The organism is Actinoplanes sp. NPDC048796, assembly GCF_040650035.1.
Classification (GTDB): Bacteria; Actinomycetota; Actinomycetes; order Mycobacteriales; family Micromonosporaceae; genus Actinoplanes.
On the sequence record NZ_JBEZGO010000002.1, the window covers coordinates 197,763 to 222,136 of the forward strand.

Below are 24,374 nucleotides of genomic sequence, written 5' to 3' on the forward strand. Positions count from 1 at the left end.
TTTGTCTCGCCGCGGCGGTTGCCGGTGATCGCCCTGCGCGTCTACCGCGTGTTTCCGAAGGCGTACCGCCTGCGGATCCTCGAAGTGCTGCCGCCCCACCGGCAGCTCTGGCTGGTCCGCCGGCTCACCCGGCAGAGCAAGCTGCCCAAGGCGGCCCAGCCCGGGCAGGTCGTCAAGGCCCGCGACGCCGGCCGGACCGTGCACGCGACGGTCGCGCCCTCCATGACGCCGGCCGACGCGTGGCGGCGCAACCTCGACGCCGTGACCGCTGTGCTGGACCGGGCCGGCATCGACTACTTCTGCGTGCGCCCAGCCATCGAGCTGCACAGCTCGGTGGCCGTGAACCGCCGCGACCGCGACCGCACCCTCGAGGCTCTGCGGTCGGCCCCCGAGCTTCGGAGCGCGGTCGTGCGCCCGGGCGAGGTCGGCGAGCAGGGCTTCCGGGTCAGCAAGTCGGGCAAGAGCGGCGTGCAGGTCTACTTCCCCGCCACCGACCCCTACGGCACCACGGTGCTGGGCAGCGGCTCCGCCTGTGAGGTCGAGTTCTGGCGTACGGTCAAGGGCTCCGGCGGCGCGCCCGACATGATCGCCGCCCCGCGCCGTAACCGGGTCGCCGAGGCGCTGCCCGCGGCCGCCGAGTACCACCAGGTGCCGCCGGTGGCGCTCAGCTCGATGATGCCGCTGTCCGACAGCCGGCCCCGCTACCGGTCGCGGTCCGAGTTCAGCGCCGTGCCGGTCGAGGACGTCCGCTTCCCGATCGACGTCGTCTACACGTGGGTCGACGGCAGCGACCCGGACTGGATGCAGCGCAAGAACGCGGCCCTGGCGGCGATCGGCCAGGAGCAGATCAACACGATCGCCACCAACGCGTCCCGGTTCGTCAGCCGGGACGAGCTGAAGTACTCGCTGCGCTCGATCGTCACGTACGCGCCCTGGGTGCGCCGCATCTTCCTGGTCACCGACGACCAGATCCCGCCGTGGCTGGACGACTCGGATCCCCGCCTCACCGTGATCAGCCACCGCGAGCTGTTCGGCGGCACCGGCGTGCTGCCGACCTTCAACTCGCACGCCATCGAGTCGCGCCTGCACCTGATCCCGGGCCTGGCCGAGCACTTCATCTACTTCAACGACGACATGTTCCTGGGCCGGCCGGTGCCGCCCAGCGCGTTCTTCCACGCCAACGGCATCGCCAAGTTCTTCCAGTCCAAGGCGCAGCTGGAGGCGGGACCGGCGACCGTGTACGACGCGCCGGTGACCGCCGCCGGCAAGAACAACCGGCGGCACATCCTCGAGCAGTTCGGCCGCTCGATCACGCAGAAGATGCAGCACGTGCCGTACCCGCTGCAGAAGAGCGTCCTGCAGGAGATCGAGCGTCACCTGCCGCAGGAGGTGCTGCGGACCGCCGAGCATTCGTTCCGGCACCCCGGCGACCTGTCCATCCCGTCGTCGCTTCAGCATTATTGGGCGTACGCGACGCGCCGGGCCGTGCCCGGTTCGATCAAGTACACGTACGCGGACCTGGCCCACCCGTCCACCCCGGTCCAGCTGGCGTTCCTGCTGTCGCGCCGGCACTGCGACGTGTTCTGCCTCAACGACACCGACTCGGCGACGGTCGCGCTCAGCGAGCAGGCGGCGATGATGGCCGACTTCCTGCCGCAGTACTTCCCGTTCCGCTCGCCGTTCGAGCTGCCCGACGAGGTGACCGCCGAGCGGGCCGCGTTCAGCGCGACCGCGCTGGCCCGGGCGGCGCGCCCGCCGGTGCCGCGGCAGGCCGGCCGGGCCACCGCGACCGACCATCTGCCGGCCTGACGTGCGCTAGGAAACGGGACATTGTCATTTCTCCGGCGTGAACGCCGCATCAGAGACTTCGGGGCGGCGTGGCCGGCCGGTACGCAGGTGCAGATCGTGGCGCACTGCGACGACGACCTGTACTTCATGAATCCGGCGGTGCACCAGGCCCTGGCCGCGGGCGCGCCGACCACCACGGTCTACCTGACGGCGGGCGAGGCGGACGGCCGCAACGTGCCGTACGGCGTCCCGGACCGTTCCTCCCACCCGGTGGACCACGCCGGCTATGCGGCCGCGCGGTACAACGGCATTCGGTCCGCGTACGCCGAAATGGTGACCGGCGATCGGAACAGCCCGTGGACGACGGCTCCGGTCCGGTACGGGACCGCGACGGTCGACGTCGCCGTGCTGACCGCGGCCCCGCACGTCCGGCTGGTCTTCGTCAGCCTGGAGGGGCAGGAGGCGGCCCGGGCCGGCGATCCGCCGCGCGCCATCGACGCGCTCTGGAGCGGCGACATCCCGTGGCTGGCGGTGCTCGTGCCGACCGGTAGCGCGCTGCCCGCCGGTCAGGCGCTGACCCGCGACGACCTGCTCGATCTCCTGGAGGAGATCCTCGCCGAGAGCAAGCCTTCGGTGGTACGGGTGATGGACCCCGACCCGGACCACACGACGTACGAGCGTGGCGGCGCCATCCGGTACTCCGACCATGCCAGCCACACCGCCGCGGCCCAGTTCGCCCTGCACGCGGTACGGCGGTGGCAGCGCCGCCAGGGCCGGGCCACGCCACCGGTGGAGAGCTACCGCGGCTACTACAACCGGCACTGGCCGACCAACCTCACCGAGGCCGCCTTCGCCGTCAAACGGTCGATCCTCGACACGTACGGCGGAACGCACGGCGACCGGAGCGGCGCCGTCGGCTGCGGCGACTACCTGGTCGGCGACCAGGCGCACACCACCGGGTACGGGCAGAGCACCACCCAGCGCTATCCGGGCTCGACCTCCTGGCTGCGCCTGCAGGCCGACGGCCGGCTGGCCGCCTTCGCCGTGCTCGACGGGCACGCGTACGTCTGGCGCGAGAGCCAGCCCGGCCGCGGAACCTGGGACGAACCACAGCGCCTGGCCGGCCCGGGCGACCTCACGCCACACCTCGACGTCGCCGCCGGGCCGGACGGCTGCCTGCACCTGGCCGCGGTCCGCCAGCCGCTGACCCCCTCGCCCCGCGGGCAGCGCCGGATCCTCGTGGTGGCCTCGCAGGCCACGCCGAACGGGCCCTTCGGCGACTGGGCCGAACTCGGCAACCCGGCCGACGGCGGCGCCGACGCGACGCTGCGGATGCGGGAGATGGGCATGCCGGTCCTGGGCGTGCGCCCCGACGGCGGGCTCCAGGTCTTCGTCCGGAACTTCGGGCGCGGGGTGAGCTCCCGCGTCCAGCTCAAGGCCGACGTCTGGGAGGGGTGGTCCGACCTGGGCGGCTCGGTCGTCCAGGAAGGTCTGGCGCTCGCCGCCAACCGGGACGGGCGGCTGAGCCTGTTCGCCGGCACCAACCAGACCGTGCTGCGCTGGGACCAGCAGGAGGACGGCGCCTTCGCGGCGCCCGTGGCCATGCTGCGCCGCGAGCCGACCGGTCCGGTCACGGTGACCCGGGAGCACAACGGCCGCCTGCTGCTGGTCTTCCGGACCGGCCCGCACGGCGAGGTGACGGTGTCACGGCAGACCCGCGAGGGCGCGTGGCCGTCCCAGCCGGCGGCGATCGGTGGCGACGGCGGGTTCGGGCCGGTGGCCGCCTTCTCCACCCCGGTCAAGGACGGCATCACCCTGCTGGCCCAGCGCAACGACCAGGGCACCCTGAGCCTGTCCCGGCAGCCGACCGGCGCCGGTACGTCCGCTTCGTGGTCACCGGCCGGTGGGATGTTCCTCCGCTCGCCGTCGATCGCGGCCGACGCCACCGGCGCCCTCGCCGTCGCCGTCCTGGGCGCCGACGGGACCCTGCGGGTCGCCCGGCAGACCGGAACCGGCGACGCCGGCTTCGGCGAGTGGGCCGCCCTGCCCCCGATCGGAGGCTCCCGTGGCTGACACGACTTCCCGGCGGATCCTGCGGCAGGTGGTGGTCCGGCTCGACGCCCCGGCCCGCGCCCTGAGCACCGCCATGCGGCGCGGCCCGGCGCTGACCACCCGCTTCGCCGAGGTGCTGGACGGGCGGACGGTCAACCTCGACATCCCGGTGCCCGGTGTCGCGGCCGCCGACATCACCGGCGCCGAGCTGCGACTCTCCCGGGGCCGGGTCCGGCACACCGTCGCGGCCCGGGTGCGGGCCGACGCCGGTGGTTCCGCGCTGGCGGCCACGGCCCTGCTCAGCGGGCACGCGCGCGGGCTCGGTCTGGCGCCCGGATCGCCGTGGCTGCTGGAGGCCGTGCTGCACACGCGGGCCGGCACCACCTCGTACGCCGTCCTGCGCGGCCCCGAGGACGCCCGGCGCGACGGCCCGACGGTTCTGGCCCCGGCCGATCCGGCCACCGGCCGCCGGTACGAGCTGCGCACGACGCGCAGCGGCCGGCTGGGCGTCGCGGTCGTCGCCCCGGCCCCGACGGCCGAGGTCACCTCGGTCACCGTCGACTGGCTGCGGGCCCGCTTCGACGTGCGGCTGCTCGGCTGCGCCGAGCCGGTCACCGGTTTCGAACTGACCGCGCGGACCGGCGAGGGCCGGGTCCGGGCCGCGGCCGTGCCGGTGGGCGACGTTCTGCGCTGCGAGGTTCCGGTGTACGACCTGGCGGCGCTCAGCAAGGTCACCGAGACCTTCTTCGACGTGCACCTGCGTACCGCCGGGCATCGGCTCCGGGTCGGCCGTTTCCTGCACGACGTCGGCAATCCCAAGCCCGTGCTCGTCCCTCCGCACGGCATCGTCTGGGCCGCGCCCGGCCTCTCGGTCAACCTGCGCCCCTACTACACCCCGGCCGGCAGCCTGACGCTCGCCTGCCGCCCGATCGGCTCTCCCTCCTCCGCGAACGGCCAACCATGAAAATCACGTTTCTGCTGACCTGGGGCGACGCCATCGGCGGCACCGAACGCGCGGTGCTGCGCCAGGCGAACTGGCTGGCGGGCCGGCACGACGTCGAGGTGCTGAGCGTCTTCCGTACGGCCGACGCCCCCGCCTTCGAGGTGGACCCCCGGGTGCGGATGACCTATCTGGTGGACACCCGCGAGTCCCTGCACCGCCCGGTCGGCCGGGAGCTGAGCGACGAGGTCTGCCGGGTGCTGTCGGCGACCCCGAGCGCGCTCGTCCGCCCGCAGTGGGAGCAGGCCTTCACCCGCCTGGCCGACCTGGAGCTGGAGCGGGTCCTGCGGGAGACCACGGCCGACATCGTGGTCTCGACCACCCCGGCCCTGATGGCCGTGATGACCGAGCTGGTGCCGCGCCGCGTCGTCACCGTCCATCAGGAACACCGGGTGGCCGAGCTCCGCGGTTCCTCGGGCGATCCGCTCAAGCGGTTCTCGGCCCGGCTCGACGCGGTGGTGCTGCTCTCCGAGCCCACCCGGGCCTGGTTCGCCTCGCTCTTCGGCGACGCCGCGCCCCGCCTGGCGATCATCCCGAACTCCATCGACGACGGGTACCGGCCGCGGTCCAGCCGCACCAACCCGAGCATCGTGATGGCCGGGCGGCTGACCGGCGAGAAACAGTTCGGCCACGCGATCAGCGCCTTCGCCCAGGTGGCGGCGGACCATCCGGACTGGTCGCTGCGCATCTTCGGCGACGGCAACCGCCGTCCGCTCGAGGACCAGATCGCCTCCCTCGGGCTGGGCGAGCAGGTGCAGCTGCTCGGCTCGACCACCACCATCGAGAACGAGTGGGCCAAGGCCTCGGTCGTGGCGGTGACCTCCCGGGTCGAATCGTTCGGGCTCACCATCGTCGAGGCCATGGCGGCGGCGGTGCCGGTGGTCGCGTACGACTGCCCCAATGGTCCTCGCGAGATCATCGAGCCCGACAAGACCGGGCTGCTCATCCCGCCGAACGACATCGACGCCCTGGCCGCCGGGTTCCGCCAGATGATCGAGGACGAGGATCTGCGGCACGCCATGGGCGAGGCGGCCGCGGTCGCCGTCGGCGCCTTCGCGCCCGACGTCGTGATGGCGCACTGGGAGCAGCTGTACACCGAGCTGCTGGCCGGCCGTGACAACCCGGACTGGGCCGAGCGCCGCACCTTCGCGCTCGCCCTGCACCAGGCGCAGAGCACCGACGCCGGGGTGGTCGAGAAGCAGGCGCCGGTCACCGACCTCACCGCGCCCGACATCGACGCCTTCAACACCGCCACCCAGGCCCGGCACCCCAACCTGATCTGGAGCCGGGGCCAGCTCACCCAGGTCCGTGACGACGTGGCCCCGCACGAGGCGGCCAAGGCCAATCTCGACCTGGTCGTCGCCGCCCTCGACGCCGGCGGCGTCGACTACTTCCTCGTCCGGCAGACCACCCCGACCTACCGGGTCGCCGTCCGCCAGGCCGACCGGCTGGCCGCGCTGACCGCGCTCGCCGGGGCCACCCACGAACGCCCGGCCTACGCCGAGGGCTTCGACGTACGGCACCGCACCCTCGGCAACTGGCCGGCCGCGGTCAGCGACAACGTCGAGCAGCTGCGCGCGGCCGCGTCGATCCGCGTCTTCGAACCCGTCATCACCTCGGGGCACACGATGCGGCTGGGCGCCATCTACGGCTGCGAGATGGAGTTCTGGACGCCGTCCGAGGACGGCACCGAGCTGGCCGGCCCGGCCTCCACCCTGGCCGGCAACCCCCTGGCGGTGGCCTCCCTGACCCCGGCCTCGATCCGGATCGGCGAGCGGGACTACCGCACCGTCGACCCGTTCACCCGCCACCTGGTCAGCGACCTGACCTTCCCGGTCGACGTCGTCTACACCTGGGTCGACGGCCAGGACCCGGCGTGGCTGGACAGGAAGTCGGCCGCGCTCGGCCTGCCGCCCGCCGCCCCCAGCGCCGACCTGAGCACCGCCCGGTTCCGCGACCGCGACGAGCTGCGCTACTCGCTGCGCTCCATCGACCTGTTCGCCCCGTGGGTGCGGCGCATCTTCATCGTCACCGACCGGCAGGTGCCGGACTGGCTCGACCTCGACCACCCGCGGATCCGGATCGTCGACCACCGCGACATCTTCACCGAGCCGGGCGACCTGCCGACGTTCAACTCGCACGCCATCGAGACCCAGCTGCACCACATCGACGACCTGTCCGAGCAGTTCCTCTACCTCAACGACGACGTGTTCTTCGGCCGGCTCGTCGGCCCGCAGATGTTCTTCAACCCGGGCGGCCTGCCGAAGGCGTTCGCCAGCCGTACGCAGATCCCGCTGACCCCGATCAGCCCGTCCGACGAGGCGTTCGCGGTGGCCGCGAAGAACAACCGGGCGCTGCTGGAGCAGGCGTACGGTCGCACCCTCACGCACGGCTTCCTGCACACGCCGCACGCACACCGGCGGAGCACGCTGGCCGCCATCGAGGTCGAGTTCGCCGAGGCGATGCGGCGCACCGCCGGCAACCGCGTCCGGTCGGCCACCGACGTCTCCCCGCTGTCCTCACTGGCCCACCACTACGGCCTGATCACCGGCCGCGCGGTGAACGGCGAGATCCGCAGCGGCTTCGTCAACGTGGGCCTGGAGGAGCAGCACCCGAGGCTCAAGGCGCTGCTCCAGAAGCGCAACCAGGACGTGTTCTGCCTCAACGACTTCCACGACAGCGACGTGCCGGCCGAGGATCAGGCCCGCATCATCCAGGCGTTCCTGGCCGCCTACTTCCCGATCCCCAGCCAGTTCGAGAAGGGCAGCGAACGCAACCGGCGATAGCATGCCGGGCATGCCGCGCGGGGGACATCGGTGGATTCTGGCGGAGCTGGCGCGTCTCGGCCGGCGGCCGCTGAGCGCGAGTGAGGTGTACGAGCGCAGCGACGCGCTGTTGCGGCCGGCGCTGGGGTACGACGGGGTCTGCTGGCACGACAGCGATCCGGCGACCGGGCTGGTGACGTCCGTCCACACACGAGACTTGCGGATGGCCGACTTCCGCGCGGCGGTCGAGCTGGAGGTGTGGGGCGACGGCATAGCCACGTTCCCGGCGATCCGGGTCGAGGGCCGGACGGCGGAGAGCCTGAGCAACGCGACGCGGGGACGGCCGGCCCGCAGCCGCCGGTGGCGTGAGCTGATCCAGCCGGCCGGGTACGGCGACGAGCTGCGCGCGGTGTTCGACCATCGCGGCGGGTTGTGGGGTTGCGCGGCCTTCATGCGCGCCCCGGACCGCGGCCACTACCGGCCCGGCGAACTGGCGCTGGCGTCGGCGGCCGCTCCCCTGATCGGCGCGGCCCTGCGCCTCGCCGCCGCGGCTGAAACCCCGGCCCGCGACCCGGAAGCGGCGGCACATCCGGCGCGCGGATCAGGAGCGGCGGCGGTTCTGGCGCGCGGATCAGGAGCGGCGGCGGTTCTGGCGCGCGGATCAGGAGCGGCGGCGGCTCTGGCGCGGACGGCTGGGGCGGCGACGGCGGATTCGGCGCCGGCTGTGCTTGTGATCGGGCCGGACAACCGCCTGGTGCAGGCCGATGAGCGAGGGCGCGCGCTGGCCGGTGAACTGGCCGCGGAGACAGGGGCGGTCTTCGGCGTGCCGCTGCCGTTCGTCATGGCGGCCGAACACGCCCGCGCCGCGGCCGGTGGGATGCCGGTGCCGGCGCTGCCGTTGCGTGCCCGGTCCGCCGACGGCACCTGGCACGTGCTGCACGCGTCCGTACTCGGCGCCGCCGACGATGGCCCGCCCGGTGCCGCGGATGGCAGAGCGGGCCGGGGAGATGCCGGACTCGCGGACGGCGAGAGGGGCGGGGAAAAAACCGGACGCGCGAACGGTGGAGCGGGCTCGAGCGGGCGGGCGGCGGTGGCTGTCGTGGCCGCGCCGGCGGGGGTGGGTGATCTCATGCCGGTGGTGTTCGCGGCGTTCGGGCTGACCGGGCGGGAAGCGCAAGTGGCGACGCTGGCCGTTCGGGGGCTCAGCACCGCGGGGATCGCCGAGGCGCTCGCGGTGTCGCCCTGGACTGTGCAGGACCATCTCAAGGCCGTGTTCGACAAGGCCGGGGTTCGCAGCCGCCGCGAGTTCGCCGCGCTGCTGATGGCGGGCGCGACCGGCGCCCGCCATCGGTGACGGCTCAGCCGCAGGTGATCTCGATGACGTCGACCCAGTGGTTCTCGTAGTAGACGCTGAAGCTGCGGATCGAGCACGCGATCGGGTTGTTGGTGTTGCCGCCGACCGTGGTCTCGTCCTCGCCCGGCCAGACCGGCACGTCGTGGGGGTAGTTCACCGGGTTGCCGCCGGTCGTGGTCGGCGCCGGCGGCATGTCGACCGGCTCGCAGACGGCGCCCTGCCGCATGAGCTTGACGTCCTGCACGCCGCGCGTCTTCACCTGCTGGTACCAGAGTGAGCTGGTCATGGCCCGGGCCGCGGCCTCCCAGTTGCCGGTGTTCACCGCGTTGATCAGGTTTTTGAACGCGGCGAAGCCGGCCGGGCCGAGGTTGAACGCCATGTCGACGAGTACGGCCTGCCGGGTCGAGCTGAGCGTGGCGAACGTCCGGATGTGGCGCTGCACCGTCTTCACCGCGCCGAGGTAGTCGGCTTCGAACAGGGTCGTGATCTGCTGCTGGGTCAGGTTCTGCGTGCCCGCCCGTACGGCGTCGTAATTCGCACCGACGGCGGCGATCTTCTCGCGGGCGTCGGACCGGTTGAGGTTGAAGCCGACGCCGACCGTCGGGATGCCCTTGGTGTCGTTGTAGACGTGCGGGTTGCCCTGAAGGCCGTACGGGCTCTCGTGCCGGGCGACGAAGGCCCGCATCTCCTCCGGCGTCATCTGCGGCCCGTCCTGCTCCTCGGGCTCCTCGGGTACGCCGCCGGGATTGCCGGGCACCGATCCGCCGCCGTCACATCCCGAGGCGTACGCGGGCGTGCTCCCGCTCGTCACCGGCACCACGGCGAAGGCCAGCATCAGCGTCGCCGCTCCAAGCAGTTTACGAATTCGCATAGGTCGATGATTGGGGAGCCGCCCGCCCGCGCGACATCCCAGATTACTGGGAGGCGCACCGGCTAACTTTCGTCCGACCAGGCAAAAGTTGGTTCTAACTTGGACTATCTTTCGTACGAGACGCGAGATACTGTTCGCAATCAAGGCGTAACACACGCCACACACGCGCTTCGCGCCGGCGCTTCGGCAACGCCGGCTTTCTTCCTTCCCCCGCACCTCACTGTCGTTTTGTCGTGCCCAAGTGGAGAAGTCATGACCGAGCCGCAGTCCAAGAAGGCCCTCACCCGCCGCCGTCTGCTCACCGCCTCCGCCGGCGCCGCTGCGGCGCTGGGCGCCGCCGGACTCCCGATCCTGTCGACCGGCAGCCCCGCGATCAGCCACGGCAAGCTGCGCGCCGAACCGCTCGTCCCGGCCCGCAACCGCGGCATCATCCTGTACAGCGTCCGCGACCGCATCTCCGCGGCGCCCGACGACTCCGGCGTTCCGTACGGCTTCGAGCGGGTTCTCGCCCGGCTCGCCGAGATCGGATACAAGGAGATCGAGTTCGCCGGTTACAACCAGCACACCTCGATCCTGGGCCGGCAGATCACCCCCGCCGAGATCCGGAAGATCCTGGACGACAACGGCCTGGTGGCCAGCGGGACGCACACCCAGATCAACGCGGCTACCTTCGAGCAGCAGCTCGACATCGCGCAGACGCTGGGCATGAAACACATCGGCACCGGCTCCGACCCGGCCAACAGCGCGTACCGCGCCGACTGGGACGCCGCCGCCGACCTGTGGAACGAGCTCGGCCGTACGGCCCGCAAGCGCGGCCTGAAGCTCTACACCCACAACCACGACGCCGCGTACGGCTTCCTGCTCGACGCCGGCCCGCTGGACGCCAACGGCAAACCCACCCGCTCCACCGGCACCCGCAAGCTCGAGTACTTCTTCACCAGGACCGACCCGCGGTACGTCTTCTTCGAAATGGACATCTACTGGGCGTACGTGGCCCGGTTCAAGCACCACACGTACACCGACGCCTGGGGCCGCGCCAAGAGCGATCTGTTCGACCCGATCCTCACCGTGGTGCCGCGCACCGACCGGTTCCCGCTGTTCCACGCCAAGGACGGCGACAAGCAGCCCACCCAGGCCAACGGGTACGTGATGACGCCGCTGGGCGACGGTGACATCAACTTCCAGCAGTTCTTCGAGGAGATCGGCAAGCAGGACTACCACCACGCCAACTGGGAGCAGGACACCGCTCCGGGCGGCGCCGCGAACCCCGGCCAGTCGCTGAACTTCGCCGAGGTGAGCTACCGCAACCTGTCCGAGCTGACCATCTACCGCCGATGAGGCGGCGATGGCTGGCCGCCGTCTCGGCGGCCGCCGGACTGGCGAAGTACGAGGCTGTGGTCTTCCTCAACACCACCGGCGAGGTGCTGGACGCGGCCCAGAAGAGCGCCTTCGAGACGTACATCCGAAGCGGTAAAGGTTTTGTCGGCGTGCACAGCGCCGCCGAGACCGAGCCGAGCTGGACGTTCTACCAGGACCTGCTCGGCGCCGCCGCGACGGGGGCTTCCACCGCTCAGAAGACCGTGACGGTGGCCGACCGGGTCCACCCGTCGACGGCCTCGATCCCGCGCACGGGCAGCTACGACGAACATTGGTACACGTTCGACAAGGACGTGACCGGGGTGTCGCACGTGCTGGCGAGCACCGACAAGCCGCTCTCCTGGTGCAAGGACTTCCGGGGCGGCCGGTCCTGGTACACGGGACTCGGGCACTCGGCACAGACGTACGGCAACCGCTCCTTCCAGAAACACCTGCTCGGCGGCATCCAGTGGGCGTCGGGTCAGGTGTCCGGCGACTGCGGCGCCACCGTGCGGAGCAACTACGAGAAGGTCACCCTCAACGACGAGCCGGGCGAACCGATGACTCTCGCGGTTCTGCCCGACGGGCGCGTGCTGCACAACACGCGCGGCGGCGAGGTACGCCTGTACGACCCGGCGTCCGGCCTGAGCCCGGTCATCGCCGAGATCCCGGTCTACCTCCACGACGAGGACGGCCTCCAGTCGGTCGCCGTCGACGCGGACTTCGCCCGGAACCGCTGGGTCTACATCTACTACGCGCCCAAGCTGGACACGCCGGTCGACAACCCGGCCACGCCCACTGTCAACGAGGGTGACGCACCGGTGACCAGCACCGACCCGACGGTCTGGGACAAGTTCAAGGGCTACAACCAGCTCTCCCGGGTCAAGCTGGTCGAGACGCCGGCGCCGCACCTCGACCTCAGCACCGAACAGCAGATCATGCGGGTGCCGGTCGACCGGGGCAACTGCTGCCACGTCGGCGGCGAGGTGAAGTTCGACGGCAAGGGCCTGCTCTACCTGGTCACCGGCGACGACACCAACGCCGGCGGCTCCGACGGCTTCACGCCGATCAACGAGTCGCCCACGCAGGGACCGGCCTACGACGCCCAGCGCTCGGCGGCCAACACCAACGACCTGCGCGGCAAGGTGCTGCGCATCAAGGTCCGCGGCGACGGCTCGTACACCATCCCCTCGGGGAACCTCTTCCCGCCGGCTTCTTCTCCGCGGGACAAGACCCGTCCGGAGATCTTCCTGATGGGCGTGCGCAATCCGTTCCGCTTCGACGTGAGCAGGAGCGGTTATGTGTACGTGGGTGACTACTCCCCCGACTCCAAGGTGCCGAGCGCGGCCCGCGGGCCGGAAGGCACCGGCCGGTGGATCGCCACGAACAAGGCCGGCAACTACGGCTGGCCCTACTGCTACTCGCCGGACCTGCCCTACATCGACTTCGACTTCGTCACCCGGACGTCGGGGGCGGCCTTCAACTGCAAGACGCCGGTGAACGAGTCGCCGCGCAACACGGGCCTGCGCGATCTGCCGCCGGTTCGGCCGCCGACGCTGGCCTACACCTTCAACGCGGTCACCCCGTGCCCGTCGGCGTACCTGCGGGATCCGCCGGTGGCGTGCGGCAACGACTGGCCGGCGCTGGGCACCGGCGGGGTCGGGCCGATGGGCGGGCCGCAGTACTCGTACAACCGCAAGCTCGCCAACAACCTGAAGTTCCCCGAGTACTACGACGACACCGTGGTCTTCGGCGAGTTCACCCGCAACAAGCTGTTCGCGCTGCGCACCGACGGCCGGGACAAGCTGCTGGCCGTCGAACCCATGCTGACCGGCTTCACCTGGGCCAACCCGATGGACATCGAGTTCGGCCCGGACGGGCAGCTGTACGTTCTGGAGTACGGCAACGGGTTCTTCCGGGCCAACCCGGAGGCCCAGCTGTCGACGGTGCGCTACGTGAAGGACGGCCGCTCGCCGGTCGCCCGGATCACGGCCACCCCGGTGTCGGGCCGGTCACCGCTCACGGTGCAGTTCTCGAGCGAGGGCACCGCCGACCCCGACCCGGGTGACACGATCACCCTGGCCTGGGACTTCGACGGCGACGGCACGACGGACTCCACGGCCACCTCGCCGTCGTGGACGTACCAGGCGAACGGCACCTACAGCGCGCGCTTGACGGTCACCGACAGCACCGGCCGTACGGCGGTGGCCACCCGAACCATCACGGTGGGCAACACGGCGCCGATCGTCGAGGTGGTCACCCCGGCCACCGGATCGTTCTTCAACTGGGGCGACGACGTGCCGTTCGAGGTGCGGGTCACCGACCCCGAGGACGGCCCGGTCGACTGCTCCAAGGTCGAGGTGAACCTGGTCATCGGCCACGACGAACACGGACACGGCATCAATTCGACGACCGGCTGTACGGGCACCCTGCCCAGCCCGGCCGACGGCGCCGACCACGCGGGCGGCTACCTGTTCCTCGGCGTGAGCGCGTCCTACACCGACGCGGGCGGCCTCGCGGCCACCGGGCAGGCGACCGTGCAGACATGGCGCCAGCAGGCCGAGAACGCCCAGGTGAAGAGCGCGGTGGCGATCGCCGCCACGAACGACACCGACGGCAGTGAGCACGTGACGGCCCTGGACAACAACGACTACATCGCCTTCCGCCCGATCGACCTGGCCGGCGTCACCTCGGTGACGCTCCGAACGGCCGGCGGCTCAGCGGCCACGGCCGGCCAGCTCCGGGCGTCGGTGGAGGTCAGAAGCGGCTCCCCCACCGGTGAGTTGCTGGCCACCCTGCCGGTGAACGCCACGGCGGGCAACGCCTACTGGTCGAGCCAGACGTTCCCGCTCTCGGGGGCGGCCGGCCAGCAGGAGCTCTACTTCGTCACCAAGTCCATAACCGGCGGCCCCACCACGAACCTCTTCAACCTGAACTGGATCGAGTTCGCCGCCTCATAGTCGTGGAGGGCAGGGACCGTCCGCCGAACCGGTCCCTGCCCATCCACTCAGTCTTCGGGGATCACCATGTCGAACATCGCGGGGCGCGGGACGTCGGGGTCGGGGCCGTTTCGTACGCCGGTGTCCAGGGCGTCGATCTGAGCCATCTGGTCGGTGGTCAGCTCGAAGTCGAAGACGTCGAAATTCTCGGCGATGCGGCCCGGATTCGTCGACTTGGGGATGGCTGAGCGGCCGTGTTGCAGCTGCCAGCGGAGCATCACCTGGGCCGGCGTCTTGCCGTGGGCGGTGGCGATGGTGGCGATCGTCGGGTCCTGGAGGACGTTGCGGCGTTGATCGCCCCAGCCGGGGTAGAACGTGATGCCGCCGATCGGGGACCAGGCCTGGGTGAGGATGCCGTGTTCGGCGTCGGCCTTCTGGACGTCGGGCTGGGCGAAGTACGGGTGCAGCTCGATCTGGTTGACCGCGGGGACGATGTCGGTGCGGGCCAGCAGCTCGTCGAGGTGGGTGCGCATGAAGTTGCTGACCCCGATGGCCCGTACGCGGCCGTCGGACAGCAGTTTCTCCAAGGCCTGGTACGCGGCGATCGTGCGCTCGAAGCGGTCGGTGGCCGGCTGGTGCAGGATCAGCAGGTCCAGCCGGTCGACGCCGAGTTTGCGGGTGGCCTTGTCGAACGCGTGCAGCGTCTCGTCGTAGCCGTAGTCGCTCACCCACACCTTCGTCTCGATGAACACCTCGTCGCGCGGCAGCCCCGAGCGGCGCAGGCCCTCGCCGACCTGGCGCTCGTTGCGGTACGCGGCGGCCGTGTCGACATGCCGGTAGCCGGCCTTCAGCGCCGTCTCGACCGCGGCCGCGGTCTCCTCGGGCGGGCTCTGGAAGACACCGAGCCCGAGCGCGGGCATCGTCACACCGTTGTTGAGTACGAGTTCCTGAACCATGCCTCCGACGGTAGGCCGGGCCGGGCCGCTCAGAGGGGTAACGTCATAACCCCCTTGTTTTCGGCAAAGGTGAAGTGGGCACCTCACGATCAACACATTGACGTACGAGGAGGCCCCCCACATGGCAGGCAACGAGCACGACGTCAACCGCAGCACCCGCTCCGGCCGGTTCGTGAAGGAGAGCACCGCCGAACGGCAGCCCGACACGACGACCACGGAGCACGTCGGCGGCGACAAGAGCGACGGCGACCACGAGGTGCACCGCAGCGCGAAGACCGGCCGCTTCGTCACCGGGACCACGGCCGAGCTGCACTCGTCGACGACGGAGACTCAGCGGGTCTGAGCTTTGAGCCAGTCGTGGGTCGGTGCGTCCGGGATGTGGGCGGGGCGGCCCACGGCGAACTCCTTGCGCAGCACGGGGACGATCTCGCCGAGGCGGTCGAGTTGGTGAAGGACCTCGGTGTGCGGGATGCCCATGCCGTCGAGGACGAACAGCTGGCGCTGGTAGTGGCCGGCGTAGTCGCGGAAGCCGAGGATCTGGTCGATCACCTGCTGCGGGCTGCCGACCGACAAGGGGGTCTGGCGGATCATCTCCTCCAGGGACGGCCCACCGCCGTACACCGGGGAATGGTCGAAATAAGGCCGGAACTCACGGAGCGCGTCCTGTGAGTTGTCCTTGACGTAGAACTGGCCGCCCAGGCCGACGATCGCGGTGTCGGCCGGGCCGTGGCCGTAGTGTTCGAAGCGCTCGCGGTAGAGGCGGATCATCCGGCCGGTGTGCGACGACGGCCAGAAGATGTTGTTGTGGAAGAAGCCGTCGCCGTAGTAGGCGGCCTGTTCGGCGATCTCGGTGCTGCGGATGGAGCCGTGCCAGACGAACGGCGGCACACCGTCGAGCGGCCGAGGCGTCAAGGTGAAGGCCTGCAGCGGCGTACGGAACTTGCCCTCCCAGTCGACGCTCTCCTCCCGCCACAGGCGCCGGATCAGCGCGTAGTTCTCGACGGTGAGCGGAATGCCGGCCCGGATGTCCTTGCCGAACCAGGGGTAGACGGGTCCGGTGTTGCCCCGCCCGAGCATGAGGTCGACCCGGCCGTCGGCCAGGTGCTGGAGCATGGCGTAATCCTCGGCGATCTTCACCGGGTCGTTGGTGGTGATGAGCGTCGTCGACGTGGACAGGATGATCCGGCTGGTCCGGGCCGCGACATACCCGAGCAGCGTCGTGGGCGACGACGCCACGAACGGCGGGTTGTGGTGCTCCCCGAACGCGAACACGTCGAGCCCGACCTCCTCGGCGTGCACGGCGTACTCGGTGATGCGCCGAAGGCGCTCGTGCTCACTGGGCGTCCGGCCGGACACCGGATCGCGCGCCAGATCGCCCACCCCGAAGATCCCGAACTGCATGACTCCACCTCACATCTAATTGACGTGTCAATCATGCATCTAATTGACACGTCAACCACAGCGATGTGCGTCACCTGCGGCGGGCGGTCAGTCCTCGAACTGCCACTGCTGCAGGGTGGACGTGTTGCACGGGGACATGACCCAAGCCTGGTCGCCCAGATCCGAGCCGTCGAGAGCCGTCAGGCACTTGTGGGTACCGATGTTCTCGATGCGGTAGAAGCTGACGCTGCCGACGGTGGCGGCCAGACGCACCGACCACTTCTGGGAGGTGCTCGACGGATTGTTGGTGTAGACCATCAGGCCCTGGAACACGTTGTTGACGACTTCGCTGTCCACGGTCAGCGCGTACTGGCTGGACGTCGCGGCGCTGCGGAACCGGGCGTACCCGTCAGCGTCGATCGTCTTGCTCCATTGCTGAATCTGCTGGTAGCTGGTGCCCGCGTAGCTGAAGCGGACGGCGTTGCCGTTGCCCAGGCCACTGGGCCAGAGGGCGAGAAGGCTGTTGGAGCGGGGCTTGATGCGGTACCAGCCGTCACCCGTGCCGGCGGCCTGGGCGGCACCGCCGGGGATCACCGTCAAAGCGAGAGCGAGAGCGGTCAGGGCGGCGAGGACGGACTTGCGTCGGAACAACAGGGGTCTCCGTTCGGCGTTGATCATGTGCCGCCCACCCTACTTATTCATGCTCTTCCATGGAACTGGCGGCGCCAGGCTTGTATCGCGCGGTGAGCGCGTTGCCGATCGAGGCCAGGTGGTCCCGTACACGCGGAGGGCCGGTCACCTCCAGGTAGTCGACCAGCCCAGCCAGTTCACCGGCGAGTTTGTGTTCGTCGTGGCCGCGAATCACGACCTCGATGCGGCCGTCGGCCGTGGAACCTCCCACTTCGAGCCGGGCGCCGAACCCGATGCGCAGCACGTCTATCCCGTGGGGCGTGCACATCGCCCGGGCCTCGAGGGGTGTTCGCCGGCGTTCGACCTCGTCGGCGATCGCGCGCCAGCTCTCGGCGAGGTCGAAGTCGCCGGGCCGGTGCACCGGATCGGCCGTCGGGTCGGCGGACGACACGCGGTCGATCCGGAAGGTCCGCCGGCCCGTCTCGGTGGTGGCGACGAGGTACCACGACGGGCCTTTGGCGACGATGCCCAGCGGGTGGACGGTCCGCTCGGTTTCCGTGCCTTCGCGGTCGACGTAGCCGAGCCGGACCTGGACCCCGCGGATCGCCGCGTCCTGCAGCTCGTCGAGGAAGCGTGGCGGCCGGGGCTCGACCCGGCTCGACCCCCATAGTCGCGGGTCCATGACGAGCGACGACGCCGCCGCTTCGGCCTGCGCCCGGAACGGTTCCGGCAGGGCGTGGACGAGCTTGCGCAGCGCCGCTTTCAGGGCCGGCGTGGCGGACGAGGCCGGGCCGGCGGCCAGGAACAGGGCGCGCGCCTCGCCCGCGGTCAACCCGGACAGGTCGGTGCGGGCGCCACCCACGAGGCGCCACCCGCCGCCCCGGCCCTGCACCGAGTACACCGGCACGCCGGCCGTGCCCAGGGCGTCGAGGTCGCGGCGGGCGGTGCGCTCGGAGATCTCCAGCTCGCGGGCGACCTCGGCCGCGGTCACCTGCCCGCGATGTTGCAGCAGCAGGACGATGGCCATCAAACGGTCGGCTCGCACCCGGGCCACGCTTCCACCGAAACAGGTCAGGAGATGACCGGTTTCGGTCCGCAGGATGCCGGCATGACTTTTGATTTTCCCGAGCCCACCCGCGTTTCGGTGAACGGTGTGGAACTCGAGGTCTTCGAAGCCGGCCGGCGGAACGCGGGAAACCCCATCGTGCTCTGTCACGGCTGGCCGGAACACGCCTTCTCCTGGCGCTATCAGATGCCGGCTCTGGCCGCCGCGGGCTACCACGTGATCGTCCCGAACCAGCGAGGCTACGGAAACTCGTCCCGCCCGGCCGAGGTGACGGACTACGACATCGAGCATCTGTCGGGTGACCTCGTCGCCCTCCTCGATCATTACGGCTACGAGGAGGCCACCTTCGTCGGCCATGACTGGGGTGCGTTCGTCGTCTGGGGCCTGACCCTGCTGCACCCGAAACGGGTCAACGGCGTGGTGGCGCTGAGCGTGCCCTACCAGGAGCGCGGGGAGAGGCCCTGGATCGAGGCCATGGAGGCGGTGCTCGGCGCCGACTTCTACTTCGTCCACTTCAACCGGCAGCCGGGCGTCGCGGACGCCGTGTTCGGCGAGAACACGTACCGGTTCCTTCGAAACCTGTACCGGACGAACGTGCCGCCGAGCACTGCGTTGGTGAACCTCGCCAGGGCGGAAACCCCACTCGGTGACCCCGTCATGAGTGACAGCGAACTGGCCGTCTTCGTCTCCGCCTTCGAGTCGACCGGATTCACGGGCGGCATCAACTGGTACCGGAATCTGGACCGCAACTGGCGCCTGCTGGCGGACGTGGACCCGATCATCAGACAGCCCGCCCTCATGATCTACGGCAACCGCGACACGGTCGCGAGGGCGGAAAGACTGACGGATTTCGTGCCGAATGCGGAAGTGGTCAGCCTGGACTGCGGCCATTGGATCCAGCAGGAGAAGCCGCGCGAAACGACCGAGGCCATCCTGAAGTGGCTGGCCTAGCGGGAACGCCCCGGGCGGTTTCGCCCGGGGCGTTCCGCGCCGTCAGTTGCGGGTGATGGTGAACTGGGAGCCGGGCTGGATCACCACGTCTCCGGTGGCGGAATTGGTGATGGTCACGTTGGTCAGGGTGGCGTTTCCCCGGGCGCCGCTCATGGCCAGGATGCCGGCGCCGTTGTTGGACTTGTCGATGCGGACGTTGGTGACGGCCACGTTCGGCATGTTGCCGCCGCCTGTCTTGAACTGGATGCCGTCGTACGTGGAATCCAGGATCTCGGTGTCCCGGATGGTGACGCCGGGGATGTCCTTCGACGCCGGGAACAGGGTGATGGCGCCGAATTCCTGGTCCTCGTTCCAGAAGACGCCGCCGGCGCGCTGCAGGCTGTTGTTGGCGATCAGCGTGGTGCCGCTGAACGGCAGCGGGTCGTGGTCGGTGGCCAGCATGATGCCGGGGTAGTTCATCGTGTCGGCGATGATGTTGTTCTCGATGGAGTTGCCGAAGCCGCCGTAGATGGCGGCGCCGTTCGCCCGCCACGGCAACTGGATCGTGTTGTTCACGAAGTGGTTGTTCGAGGCCACGTCGACCGACGTGTCCTTGACCCTCGGGTTGGCCCACACGGCCAGCGCGTCGTCGCCGTTGGTGCGGAACGACGAGTTGTAGACCCGCGAGTTTCGGGTGCCGTTGCTGAAGTTGATGCCGTCGGCGTACGTGTCGCGGATGCGCATGCCGGTGAATTCGACGTTGTCGCCCGGGTTCCAGTAGGCCGGCGTGTCCGAGTAGTCGCGGCCCACCCAGGCGCCGACGTTCGTGTGCTCGATCCAGACGTTGCTGATCTTCGTGTTCTTGCCGAGGCGGCCGTTGATGCCGTGGCCGCGGTTGGCCCGGTTCGTGGTCATGCCGAAGATGGCCAGGTCGGAGATCTGCGTGTTGTCGTCGATGTCGAAGCCGACGTTGCCCTCGTGCGGGTGGTTGATGTTGCCGACCACGTTCTGCGGTTCCGTGTTCGTGTACAGCTGGGTGTGCCACATGCCCGCCCCGCGGATGACCACGTTGCGCAGGCCCTTCTGGTTCCACTGGCCACGGGCCGGGTCCGGCGAGAGGATCTTCTGCTCCTGGCGCCACTGGCCGGCCGGGATCCACACGCAGCCGATGACGCCGTTCTCGTCGTCGGTGACCGCGCGCTGGATCGCCGCGGTGTCGTCGAGCCCGTCGTTCGGCACGGCGCCGTACGAGGTGATCGACGTGCAGCCGGCGGGCTGGGACAGGGCCGGCGCGACCTGCTCGAGGTCGATCAGGTCGATCACGTAGAACGCGGCCGTGTCACCGGCGTCGCGCTGCAATTTGAAGCGGGTGCCGGCCGGGTACGACTGCGACAGCAGCGCGTGCGACTCGTCGAAGAGCCGGCGCGCGTCCGCCGACGGCGTGTTCGACAGCGATTCCGTGTCGTCCGACGTGCCGTACAGCCAGCTGTTGCGCGACGACAGGGTCAGTTTCTGCACGAACTGGTCGTTCGCGTAGAGGCTGATCGTCGCCGACTGCCCGCCGCCGCCCGGCGCGTCCGGAATGGAGTTGCGCACGACTATCGAGTTGGCCTGGATGGCCGAGGTGACCTGCACGTACTGGCCGGTCGCGGTGAGCCGCACCGATTTGCGCCCGGACGATTCGGTGCCGAAGTTGGTGTGACCGAACGTCCGCTTCGCGTCCGCCTCGACCAGCGTTCCCGAGTAGGTTCCGCTTTCCGCCTCGTACGAGACGTAGGGCACAGCCGCTCCGCGGCCCACGACAATCGATTGGGTACGCGTGTTGTTGTTCTCGTTCGTCTCGGCGACCACGTTCGTCGCGTCGGCCGTGGCCGTGATCGTGGCCCCGCCGCTGGTCGCCGTCCACGGGCCGGCCGTCACCGTGACGGTCGCCCCGGCCGCGATCGCGCCGGTGTTCACGTTCAGCGTCGTGCTGCCCACCGCCACGCGGGTGACGGAGGCCGCCGCCGAACTCGTACCCCTGTTGTTGACCGCGACCGAGAAGCTCACCGGCGCGCCCACCGCGGGGTTGGCCGGTGTCGGCGTCACGCCGGTGACCTGCAGGTCGGGACCCGGCGCCTGGGCCACGACGAGCGGCGCCGACGCGGTCAGGGTGTTGTTGTCGTTGCTCAGCTCGGCCACCGTGTCGGCCGGGTCGACGACCGCCGACACCTGGTAGCTGCCCTGGGCCCAGCGTCCCGCGCCGACCTGGACGGTCGCCGTCGCGCCGGCCGCGAGCGCTCCCACGGTCGCGCTTCCCACGACATTTCCATTGAGCCGTACGTCGAGTGAGGTCGCTCCCGAGGCCGCGGATCCCGCGTTGCGGACCGTGGCCGAGACGGTGACCGCGGTGGCCTCGTCCGGCGACGCGGGCGACCAGGTCACGGAGGTGACCGTCAGGTCCGGGTTGGGCGCCCAGGACCCGAGGACCTGCAGCTCGGCGACCTGGCCGCCGGGCGCGCCGCTGTTGGTGGAGAACTGGAGCTGAAGGTCGGCGACGCGGCCGGTGACCGGGATGGTCACGGTGTTTCCGCTGGCGAACGCGTAGTCGGCGCGGGCCTTGAGCGACGTGTAGCCGGAGGCGCCCTGCGCGCGGCCGAGGACCTGGATGCCCTGGGTGCGCGGCCCCCAGGCCGAGTCCGGGTTGAGCTTCACGACGACGCCGGTGACGTCGGCGTTGGCGCCGAGCCGCGTGGTCAGCGTGGCCGGGAAGCCGTTGGACTCCCAGTACGTGGCGAGGTTGTTGTCGTTGGCGTTGGGCGCGGTGAACGAGAACACCGAGCTCGAGGCCTCCATGGCCTTGCCGGCGGCGAGGTTGACGCCGGCCGGCGGGTCGGGATCCGGAGTGGTGCCCGTGACGCCGTAGATCTCCAGTTCGGACAGTTGGGCCGCGGGCCAGCCGGTGTTGGCGGTGATGGTGACCCGGACGTACCGGACGGTGGCCGCCGTGAAGTCGATGGTGACGGCATTGCCCGAAGCGGGGTTGAAGGTACGGCCGGTCGAGGCTGATAAATCGGACCAGGTGCCGCTGTTGGCGCTGCCCTGCACGCTGAGGGTCTGCGTGCGCGTGGCCCAGGCCGCGGCCGGTGGCAGCTTGAGCTTGACCTGATCGATGGCGGTGGCGGCGCCCAGGTCGACCTGCACCCAGTGCGGGAAGGCGTTGTTCGGCCCCTCCCAGTAGGTGTCGGCGTTGCCGTCGTTGACGTTCGAGGCCGCGTACGGCCCGTTGACCGCGCTGGCCGACGCGGACTTGCCGGCGGCCAGGTTGGCCCCGCCGGCGGCGTGGGCCGTTCCAGGGGAGAGTCCGGCGGCGACCAGGCAGGCCACCGCAATGCTGGCGAACAGTCTCATGCTGCCCTCTGTTCCAGACCGGGGGATGGGGGTCTGCTCCGAAGATTCGGCCGAACATGGGGAAATTTCGTGGAGCCTGCCGAGTTTTTTCGTGAGCAGGCATTCAAGGTTTCAGATATGTGACTAGTTCGTCAACGGGTGCGGGAACGACACCTGAACCCGGAGGCCGTCGTGGCCGGTCGAGGAGGCGGCGATGACGCCGTCGTGGGCGCGGGTGATCGAGCGGGCGATGGACAGCCCGAGCCCGGCGCCGCCGCTGTGGTCGATGCGGGCGCCGTGCAGCCGGCGGAACGGCTCGAACAGCGCCGAGACCTCGCTCGGCGGCACGTCGTCGCCCGTGTTCGCGACGACCAGGGCGGGATCGTCCCCCACCCGTACGTCAATCGTCCCGCCCTCGCGGTTGTACTTGATCGCGTTCTGGACGAGGTTGGTGATCAGGCGCTCCAGCAGAACCCGCTCACCCTCGACCACCCGCGGGCTCAGCTCGCTGGTGATCGTCAGGCCCGCCTCGGCCGCCCGCGACCGGTGGGATTCGAGCACCTCGGCGGTGATCTCGTCGAGCCGCAGTGGGGTGCGGGCCAGCAGGCCCCGGTCGCTCTCGCTGAGCACCAGCAGGCCCTCGATCAGGCGCTCGTTGCGCTCGTTGGTCTCCAGCAGCTGGGCCGTGATCAGCGACAACTGGTCCTCGCTGAGGGTGCGGGCCATACCGACCTCGATCAGCGTCCGCTGCACGGCGAGCGGGGTGCGCAGCTCATGGGAGGCGTCCGCGGCGAAGCGCCGCTGCGCCTCGTAGCCGACGGCGATCCGGTCCATCATCTCGTCGATCGCCCGGCCGAGCCGGCCCACCTCGTCCTTCGCCTCGGGGCGCAGCCGGTAGCCGAGGTTCTGCGGGCCCACGTTCGCGATCACGGGCACGAGGTCTTTGAGCGGGGCCAGACACCACCGTACGACCGGAAAGCAGGCACCCAGAAGCGCGACCAGCACGACGCCCTCGCTGAGAATCAGCGGGGCGCTGGGGTGATGGAACAGCTGCCGGCAGACCTCCGACGGGCTGTCCGGGCTGGGCGCGACACACCAGGACGGCCCGAAGTCGTACCACAACCGCAGCAGCTGCTCGGCCAGCGCGCGGGTGAACAGGGAGGCGACGAGGACGAGCGCGCAGAGCGCGAGCACTCTACGGCGGATCATGAACCGAGTCGGTATCCCGCGCGCGGCACGGTGTGGATCACCGGCGGATCGCCCAGCTTGCGCCGCAGCGTCATCACGGTCATCCGCACGGTGTTGGTGAACGGGTCGGCGTGCTCGTCCCAGGCCTGCTCCAGCAGGTCCTCGGCGCTGACCACCCGCCCGCCGGCGCGCAGCAGGACGTGCAGCACGGCGAACTCCTTGGGCGAGAGCGACAGGATCCGCCCGTCGCGGCCGGCCGTGTGCCGGGCGACGTCCAGCACCACGCCGTCCTGTTCCAGGACAGGCGGAAGGGCGGGTCCCGTACGCCTCGACAGCGCCTGCAGCCGAGCGACCAGCTCGGCGAACGCGAACGGCTTGGTCAGGTAGTCGTCGGCGCCCAGGCCCAGCCCCTCGACCCGGTCGCGGATGCCGGCCGCGGCGGTCAGCAGCAGAACCCGGGTCGGCTGCTCCTGCTGCCCGATCCAGCGGCACACCTCGTCGCCCGTACGCCCCGGCATGTCCCGGTCGAGCACGGCCACGTCGTAGCGGTTGACGCCCAGCCGCTCGATCGCCGCCTCGCCGTCGTAGACCACGTCGACGGCCATCGCCAGCCGGCGCAACCCCTCGGCCACGGTGTCGGCCAACACCCGTTCGTCCTCCGCCACCAGCACTCGCACCGCGTCACGCTCGCATAACTCGTATAAAGGATCCATAAGGGCGCTGCTGACGC

Annotated in this window: 17 protein-coding genes; 9 read left to right on the forward strand and 8 right to left on the reverse strand. The window is 70.4% G+C overall.

What is annotated here, in order from left to right; genetic code table 11:
- Positions 1-24 precede the first annotated feature (24 nt).
- The 5 genes from AB0C26_RS09190 to AB0C26_RS09210 are packed head-to-tail and all read left to right on the forward strand — an operon-like array spanning position 25 to position 8,959.
- On the forward strand, positions 25-1,809 hold the full coding sequence (locus AB0C26_RS09190; protein ID WP_360244177.1) for a stealth family protein: 1,785 nt from the start codon (positions 25-27) through the stop codon (positions 1,807-1,809).
- Positions 1,810-1,830: 21 nt separating this feature from the next.
- Positions 1,831-3,861 carry a PIG-L family deacetylase gene (locus AB0C26_RS09195; RefSeq protein ID WP_360244180.1) on the forward strand — a complete coding sequence of 677 codons (2,031 nt, stop codon included), beginning with the start codon at positions 1,831-1,833 and terminating at the stop codon, positions 3,859-3,861.
- A complete protein-coding gene (locus tag AB0C26_RS09200; protein ID WP_360244183.1) occupies positions 3,854-4,804 on the forward strand; it encodes a hypothetical protein in 951 nt (316 codons plus the stop codon). Before AB0C26_RS09195 ends, AB0C26_RS09200 begins: the two co-directional genes overlap by 8 nt.
- The gene (locus AB0C26_RS09205) at positions 4,801-7,626 is read left to right on the forward strand and encodes a stealth conserved region 3 domain-containing protein (protein WP_360244186.1); all 2,826 of its coding nucleotides are present in this window, start codon (positions 4,801-4,803) and stop codon (positions 7,624-7,626) included. Before AB0C26_RS09200 ends, AB0C26_RS09205 begins: the two co-directional genes overlap by 4 nt.
- Before the next feature lie 10 nt (positions 7,627-7,636).
- The gene (locus AB0C26_RS09210) at positions 7,637-8,959 is read left to right on the forward strand and encodes a helix-turn-helix transcriptional regulator (protein WP_360244190.1); all 1,323 of its coding nucleotides are present in this window, start codon (positions 7,637-7,639) and stop codon (positions 8,957-8,959) included.
- A gap of 4 nt (positions 8,960-8,963) precedes the next feature.
- Here the strand turns inward: AB0C26_RS09210 and AB0C26_RS09215 are convergent, their stop codons facing one another.
- Positions 8,964-9,830 carry a glycoside hydrolase family protein gene (locus AB0C26_RS09215; protein WP_360244192.1) on the reverse strand — a complete coding sequence of 289 codons (867 nt, stop codon included), beginning with the start codon at positions 9,828-9,830 and terminating at the stop codon, positions 8,964-8,966.
- Between the two features lie 252 nt (positions 9,831-10,082).
- Between AB0C26_RS09215 and AB0C26_RS09220 the strand changes: the two genes are divergently transcribed.
- Positions 10,083-11,168 carry a sugar phosphate isomerase/epimerase gene (locus AB0C26_RS09220; RefSeq protein WP_360244195.1) on the forward strand — a complete coding sequence of 362 codons (1,086 nt, stop codon included), beginning with the start codon at positions 10,083-10,085 and terminating at the stop codon, positions 11,166-11,168.
- Complete coding sequence (locus AB0C26_RS09225; RefSeq protein ID WP_360244197.1) at positions 11,165-14,146, forward strand: ThuA domain-containing protein; 2,982 nt, start codon at positions 11,165-11,167, stop codon at positions 14,144-14,146. The genes AB0C26_RS09220 and AB0C26_RS09225 overlap by 4 nt, the downstream gene beginning before the upstream one ends.
- A gap of 47 nt (positions 14,147-14,193) precedes the next feature.
- Here the strand turns inward: AB0C26_RS09225 and AB0C26_RS09230 are convergent, their stop codons facing one another.
- Positions 14,194-15,081: an aldo/keto reductase gene (locus AB0C26_RS09230; protein WP_360244200.1), complete on the reverse strand. Its 888-nt coding sequence runs from the start codon at positions 15,079-15,081 to the stop codon at positions 14,194-14,196.
- Positions 15,082-15,202: 121 nt separating this feature from the next.
- Here AB0C26_RS09230 and AB0C26_RS09235 point away from each other — a divergent pair, with 121 nt between their 5' ends.
- Positions 15,203-15,424, forward strand: coding sequence for a hypothetical protein (locus tag AB0C26_RS09235; RefSeq protein WP_360244203.1), 222 nt, complete (start codon positions 15,203-15,205; stop codon positions 15,422-15,424).
- Here the strand turns inward: AB0C26_RS09235 and AB0C26_RS09240 are convergent.
- The 3 genes from AB0C26_RS09240 to AB0C26_RS09250 all read right to left on the reverse strand — a co-directional run bounded on the left by AB0C26_RS09240 (position 15,412) and on the right by AB0C26_RS09250 (position 18,118).
- Positions 15,412-16,482, reverse strand: coding sequence for a CE1758 family FMN-dependent luciferase-like monooxygenase (locus tag AB0C26_RS09240; RefSeq protein ID WP_360244206.1), 1,071 nt, complete (start codon positions 16,480-16,482; stop codon positions 15,412-15,414). The two genes, AB0C26_RS09235 and AB0C26_RS09240, sit on opposite strands and share 13 nt — an antisense overlap.
- Before the next feature lie 87 nt (positions 16,483-16,569).
- Positions 16,570-17,112 (reverse strand): RICIN domain-containing protein, encoded by a 543-nt coding sequence (locus tag AB0C26_RS09245; protein WP_360244209.1) that lies wholly within the window; start codon positions 17,110-17,112, stop codon positions 16,570-16,572.
- Between the two features lie 43 nt (positions 17,113-17,155).
- Positions 17,156-18,118, reverse strand: a complete 963-nt coding sequence (locus tag AB0C26_RS09250) for a WYL domain-containing protein (protein WP_360244212.1) — start codon at positions 18,116-18,118, stop codon at positions 17,156-17,158.
- On the opposite strand from AB0C26_RS09250, the gene AB0C26_RS09255 reads away from it, so the two are divergent.
- On the forward strand, positions 18,092-19,108 hold the full coding sequence (locus AB0C26_RS09255) for an alpha/beta hydrolase (protein ID WP_360244215.1): 1,017 nt from the start codon (positions 18,092-18,094) through the stop codon (positions 19,106-19,108). The two genes, AB0C26_RS09250 and AB0C26_RS09255, sit on opposite strands and share 27 nt — an antisense overlap.
- Positions 19,109-19,150: 42 nt before the next feature.
- On the opposite strand, the gene AB0C26_RS09260 is transcribed toward AB0C26_RS09255, so the two are convergent.
- From AB0C26_RS09260 to AB0C26_RS09270, 3 genes are all read right to left on the reverse strand, one after another.
- Positions 19,151-22,477, reverse strand: coding sequence for a CARDB domain-containing protein (locus AB0C26_RS09260; protein ID WP_360244218.1), 3,327 nt, complete (start codon positions 22,475-22,477; stop codon positions 19,151-19,153).
- Positions 22,478-22,600: 123 nt separating this feature from the next.
- A complete protein-coding gene (locus AB0C26_RS09265; protein ID WP_360244221.1) occupies positions 22,601-23,665 on the reverse strand; it encodes an ATP-binding protein in 1,065 nt (354 codons plus the stop codon).
- Positions 23,662-24,321, reverse strand: a complete 660-nt coding sequence (locus AB0C26_RS09270) for a response regulator transcription factor (protein ID WP_360244224.1) — start codon at positions 24,319-24,321, stop codon at positions 23,662-23,664. The genes AB0C26_RS09265 and AB0C26_RS09270 overlap by 4 nt, the downstream gene beginning before the upstream one ends.
- Positions 24,322-24,374: the final 53 nt, after the last annotated feature.